The following is a 5,105-nucleotide window of genomic DNA, read 5'->3' as shown; positions in this document are numbered from 1 at the left end:
CACAAGATGAGCGGGATGAAGGCCGGAATCCGCAGCGGGATGCGGGCAAAGGCCAGCACCCAGACCTTCACCCTGGGATAAAGGATCAGATAGGCGACGACCACTCCGGCGATGGCGCCGGAGGCACCGATCAGCGGCGCCTGCGAATCCCAGGCGACGAGGCCCTGGAAGGCGGCGCCGGCGATCGCGCACAACAGGTAGAAGATGAGGTAGCGGATGTGGCCGAGCGCATCCTCGACATTGTCGCCGAACACCCACAGGAACAGCATGTTGCCGCCGAGATGGAAGATGTCTGCATGCAGGAAGGAATAGGTGAGGTAGCTCAGGCTTTCGGGGATGACGATGAAACGGGGATCGAGCTCGGCGGTGTCATGGACGACCGACGGGATGAAGCCGAGACCAAGCACGGCGGCATTGGAGAAACTATCGCCGCCGAGCGCGGTGGCAAGGTAGACCAGGGCATTGACCACGATCAGCCCGATGGTCACATATTGCAGCCTGATGTGCCGCAGCCTGTTGGTGTCGTAAAGCGGGATGAACATTGCCCCAGGCCCTCTTCCGCTTTCGACAATCAGCGGTTCTTGCCGGGAACCCATAGCACGTCGGCGTTTCCGTTGTCATTGACCGCCCGGGCGGCGACAAACAGGAAATCCGAGACTCGGTTGATGTATTTCAGACCGTCGCGGTTGACGTGCTCGTCCGGATACTGGGCAAGGGCCACGATCAGCCTTTCGGCCCGCCGCGCCACGGTGCGGGCAAGGTGAAGTGCCGCCGCTGCCGGCGTGCCGCCATTGAGCACGAAGGATTTGAGCGGCTGAAGCTCCTTGTTGAGAAGGTCGATGTCCTTTTCGACCCGGTCGGTCTGCACGGCGACGATGCGAAGCGGCTCATAGCCGAGCGGCTTGCCGTCGTCGGGCACGGCGAGATCGGCGCCGAGGTCGAACAGATCGTTCTGGATGCGGGAAAGCATGGCGTCGATCGCGGGATGGGTCGCGGCCGTGTGGACCCGGGCGATGCCGATGCAGGCATTGGCTTCGTCGACCGTGCCGTAGGCGTCTACCCGCAGGTCGGATTTCAGCCGCCTCTCGCCGGTGCCGAGACCCGTGGTGCCATCATCGCCGGTGCGGGTGTAGATCTTGTTGAGCTTGACCATTTCGCCTCCCCGCCGACATCCCTCACTTGCGGGTGAAATACACCGCAAGCAGGATCAGCACCAGCGCCACGGCCTGCAGCATGACGCGCGCCTGCATCAGCTTGTTCGATGTGACGCCGGAGCCGCCGCGCATCATATTGATGAGGCCACGAACAAGCACGACCGCAACGGCGACCATGACCAGAATGGCGAGAATGTTGAAGACGGTTGCCATTGTTTCGTTCCAGTTGTTTTGGCGTTCAGGCGCGTTTGGCCATCAGGCGGTAAAGCATCGATGCCGGCAGGATGCGTTTGAGCACCGCACCGATCCTGGCCGGCAATGTTACCACATAGTGCGGTCGCGGGCGCCGCGACAGAAGTGCATGGCGCAGCGCCACATGAACGACTTCCGGCCCTGGCTTCAAGGCCGATTGGCTGCCGCCGGCCCGCAGCCGTTCGAGTTGCGCCGCATAGTCCACGCGGTGCACGGAATTTTCGTGGTCGATGTTGCTGAGAAACCAAATGAGGCCATTGCTGGCGATCTTCGACTTCACCGGCCCCGGCTCGATCAGCGAAACGTGGACGCCGCTGCCGGCCAGTTCCTGGCGCTGGCAGAGCATCAAGGCCTCCAGTGCATGCTTCGATGCGGAATAGGCGCCGCGAAAGCGCGCCGGGACGAGGCCAAGGATCGACGAGCAATGGACGATGCGGCCCTGACCCTGGCGGCGCATCACTGGCACCAGCCGGCGGGTCAAATCATGCCATCCGAAGAAATTCGCCTCGAACTGCTGCTTGAGCGCCGCAACGGGCAGATCCTCGACTGCGCCCGGCTGCGCATAGGCGCCATTGTTGAACAGGGCGTCGAGCCGGCCGCCGGTGCGGTCGAGCACCGCCGTCACCAGCGCGGCGATGGAGTCCGGCTCGCAATAATCGAGATAGAAGGCCTCGATGCCGTCGGCTTCGAGCGCGGCGATGTCCTGCGGCTTGCGCGCCGTTGCGAACACCCGCCAGCCTTCCGCCTTCAACGCGCGGGCGCAGTACGCGCCTATTCCCGAAGACGCACCGGTGATGATAATCGAGCGCAACTTCTGCGCCGGACTGTTCGTGGTTTCGCCAAGGGTTGCCATTTGCCGCAATCCCTTCCCATATTCCCGGCGTGGAGACAATTGGAGGGCGCGGTTCTTGTTGCGGAAGATCGTAGCCCTCAAGCGGGTCCTCTACGACGCGCTTGGCCATTTCAACACCGATGACGGCTGGGCGATGGCCAGTCATCTGGCGATCACATCGCTGATGGCACTGTTCCCGTTCCTGATCTTCGCGACGACGCTGGCGAGCTTCCTCGGCGCGCAGGCGTTCTCCGACACCGCCGTGCATCTGGTCTTCGACACCTGGCCCGAACAGATCGCCAAGCCGATCGCGCGCGAAGTGCTCAATGTGCTGACCGTCAGGCGCACCGACCTTTTGACCTATGGTGTGGTGCTTGCGGCCTATTTTGCGTCGAACGGCATCGAGGCGCTGCGCACGTCGCTCAACCGAGCCTACCGCGTTTCGGAAACGCGCGGCATCATCTACCGCCGGGTGCAGAGCATCATCTTCGTTCTCATCGCCACGGCCGGTTTCCTGGCGATCAGCGTGCTCCTGGTGTTCGCGCCGCTGCTGGCGCGGATCGCCGAAGCCCATATCGACTGGATCAAGCCCTATATGGGCACCATCACGCTGTGGCGTTACGTCATCGCTTCGGCGGTCATTGTCGGCGGATTGTTTGCCGTGCATTTCTGGCTGCCGGCGGGCAAGCGCCGCTTCGTCTCGCTGGTGCCGGGCATCGTCTTCACGCTGGCGGCATGGCTTATCGGCTCGACCATCTTCGCCACCTATCTCGACCACTTTTCGTCCTACGTGACGACCTATGCCGGCCTGGCCTCGATCATGATCGCCGTGGTCTTCCTCTACATGGTATCGGCGATCTTTATCCTTGGCGGCGAGCTCAATGCCGCGATCAGCCGCTATCTGGAGGCACGTGCGCGGGTGGGATGACAGGTAGAATTGAGGAATTGAAGAACTGAAGAATTGGAGAAAGCGGGCCATATCCGGCGCTGTCTGTGCTTCTTCCTCAATTCCTCAATTCCTCAATTCCTCAATTCCTCAATTCCTCAATTCCACAGTTCTTCCCTTCGTCTGCCGCGCCGTTGCCAGGCCAACGCCGAATGTGGTGATCGCCATGCCGGCAATCTGCAGCGCGTTGAGCTGTTCGTCGAAGAGTGCCCATGCGATGACCGCCGTCACCGCCGGCACCAGGTAGAACAGCGAGGCCACTTTCGACATCTCGCCGTCGCGGATCATGACCATCAGCAGGAAGATGGCGCCGAGCGACAGCACCAGCACCAGCCAGGCCATGGCGAAGATCAGTTCGCCATTGATGATGACCGTGTGGGTTTCGAAGGCGAGCGAGGCGAGGAGCATCAGCGAACCACCGCCGACATATTGCCACATGGTCGCCGCGACGAGGTCGCCGCCGGAGGCGAAGCGCTTCTGCCAGATGGTGCCGGCGCTCATGCCGAGTACCGAGACCAGCGAGGCGGTCAATGTCGCCGCGGTCACGCCGCCGCCCAGCGCGCCGAGCTTCGGCCACAGCACGATGACGATACCGATGAGGCCGATGCCAAGGCCAAGCCAGTGGCGCGGCAGGATCGCCTCGCCGAGGAACTTGCCGGCAAGCACCGCCGTGATCAGTGGCTGCAGGCCGACGATGAGGGCTGAAAAGCCGGCCGGCATGCCCCTGTGGATGGCCCAGAAGACGGCGCCGAGATAGACGCCATGCATCAGGATGCCGGCGCCGGTGGCATGCAGCGCCTCCTGGCGGGTGGCTCTTTTCGAGCCAAGCACAAGCATCAGGACGGCCAGCAGGATAGCAGCGAGGACGAAACGCGCGGCGAGGAAGGTGAACGGTTCCGCCCACGGCATGGCGTAGCGCGCACCGATGAAGCCGGTGGCCCACAAGACGACGAAGGTGGCGGGGATGAACCGCTTGATGCTGTGCATGTTCCGGAGGCCGCCGTACTGGGGAGAGTTGACCGTGGCGCTGCTCTAATGCGCTTCAACCCGACGCGCAAAGCGAAACCATTGATCCATACATCACTGAAATTCAACGGCCGGCGCATTTGGCAGGTGATCTCGCCTGGTCAAAGCCCGACCGTCCGTCTGATGTCATCAGGTGATGCGCCGGCATGACGCAGCGCGGCAAGACCGGTGTCACGGAGGCTCTTCGACAGCTTTCGGCCGTCGGGTCCGAGAATGAGACGATGATGGAAATAGGCCGGTTGCGGCAGCCCCAGGAGTTGCTGCAGCAGGCGCTGCACGCCGGTGGCGGAAAACAGATCCTGGCCGCGCACGACGTGGCTGACGCCTTGCAGCGCATCGTCCATGACGACGGCGAGGTGGTAACTGGTCGGGATGTCACGGCGCGCCAAGATCACGTCGCCCCAGGCCTGCGGGCGGGCTTCGACGGAGCGCGTCGTGGAAAGCGTCTCGTCGGAATACTCTGTCCAAGACAGGTCCTTGCCGACACGCGCCATGGCGGCCTCGACATCCAGCCGCCAGGCGAAGGCATTCTCGACTATCCGCCGCTGGCGTTCCTTCAGCGGCAGCGCCTTGTCCACGGCGGGGTAGAGCGGCACGCCATCGGGATCGCGCGGCCAGTCGCGCCCACGCTTTTCGCTGTCGGTGATGAAGGCGCGGATCTCGCCACGGCTCATGAAGGCGGGGTAGACGAGTTCCTCCGCGATCAACCGCTCGAGCACCGCCTGGTATTCGGCGAAATGCTCGGACTGGCGGCGCACCGGCTCTTCCCAGCCAAGCCCCAGCCATTTCAGGTCGGCAAGCACGCCGGCCCCGAATTGCGGCGTGCAGCGCGTCGTGTCGATATCCTCGATGCGCAGCAGCAGGCGGCCGTGCGCCCGTGCCGCCAGCTTCTGGT

Annotated in this window: 7 protein-coding genes; 1 reads left to right on the top strand and 6 read right to left on the bottom strand. The window is 63.3% G+C overall.

Annotated elements, in window-relative coordinates; genetic code table 11:
- The 4 genes from EOD15_RS28115 to EOD15_RS28100 all read right to left on the bottom strand — a co-directional run.
- The coding region (locus tag EOD15_RS28115) for a rhomboid family intramembrane serine protease (RefSeq protein WP_148129665.1) at nt 1-542 on the bottom strand (542 nt) is incomplete at its 3' end.
- A 29-nt stretch (nt 543-571) separates the two neighbouring features.
- Nucleotides 572-1,153: a cob(I)yrinic acid a,c-diamide adenosyltransferase gene (locus EOD15_RS28110; protein ID WP_127323053.1), complete on the bottom strand. Its 582-nt coding sequence runs from the start codon at nt 1,151-1,153 to the stop codon at nt 572-574.
- Between the two features lie 22 nt (nt 1,154-1,175).
- Nucleotides 1,176-1,367: a twin transmembrane helix small protein gene (locus EOD15_RS28105; protein WP_013529428.1), complete on the bottom strand. Its 192-nt coding sequence runs from the start codon at nt 1,365-1,367 to the stop codon at nt 1,176-1,178.
- A 25-nt stretch (nt 1,368-1,392) separates the two neighbouring features.
- Nucleotides 1,393-2,259 carry an SDR family oxidoreductase gene (locus tag EOD15_RS28100; protein WP_127409039.1) on the bottom strand — a complete coding sequence of 289 codons (867 nt, stop codon included), beginning with the start codon at nt 2,257-2,259 and terminating at the stop codon, nt 1,393-1,395.
- 55 nt (nt 2,260-2,314) lie between these two features.
- Here EOD15_RS28100 and EOD15_RS28095 point away from each other — a divergent pair, with 55 nt between their 5' ends.
- Entirely contained in the window at nt 2,315-3,166 is an 852-nt protein-coding gene (locus tag EOD15_RS28095) for a YihY/virulence factor BrkB family protein (protein ID WP_127270626.1), read from the top strand.
- 108 nt (nt 3,167-3,274) lie between these two features.
- Here EOD15_RS28095 and EOD15_RS28090 read toward each other — a convergent pair whose 3' ends face one another.
- Both EOD15_RS28090 and gluQRS read right to left on the bottom strand, forming a co-directional pair.
- Nucleotides 3,275-4,171: a DMT family transporter gene (locus tag EOD15_RS28090; RefSeq protein WP_127320842.1), complete on the bottom strand. Its 897-nt coding sequence runs from the start codon at nt 4,169-4,171 to the stop codon at nt 3,275-3,277.
- 140 nt (nt 4,172-4,311) lie between these two features.
- The coding region (gene gluQRS / locus EOD15_RS28085; RefSeq protein ID WP_127409038.1) for a tRNA glutamyl-Q(34) synthetase GluQRS at nt 4,312-5,105 on the bottom strand (794 nt) is incomplete at its 5' end.

It is taken from the genome of Mesorhizobium sp. M7A.T.Ca.US.000.02.2.1, from assembly GCF_003996995.1.
Classification (GTDB): domain Bacteria; phylum Pseudomonadota; class Alphaproteobacteria; order Rhizobiales; family Rhizobiaceae; genus Mesorhizobium.
The sequence above is the reverse complement of the archived record's forward strand: the minus strand, read 5'-3'. Positions and strand labels throughout refer to the sequence as shown.

What these genes read in the sequence shown, in the direction of transcription:
- EOD15_RS28105 (WP_013529428.1), bottom strand. Translation starts at nt 1,367, where the DNA reads ATGGCAACCGTCTTCAACATTCTCGCCATTCTGGTCATGGTCGCCGTT.
- EOD15_RS28100 (WP_127409039.1), bottom strand. Translation starts at nt 2,259, where the DNA reads ATGGCAACCCTTGGCGAAACCACGAACAGTCCGGCGCAGAAGTTGCGC.
- EOD15_RS28110 (WP_127323053.1), bottom strand. Translation starts at nt 1,153, where the DNA reads ATGGTCAAGCTCAACAAGATCTACACCCGCACCGGCGATGATGGCACC.
- EOD15_RS28090 (WP_127320842.1), bottom strand. Translation starts at nt 4,171, where the DNA reads ATGCACAGCATCAAGCGGTTCATCCCCGCCACCTTCGTCGTCTTGTGG.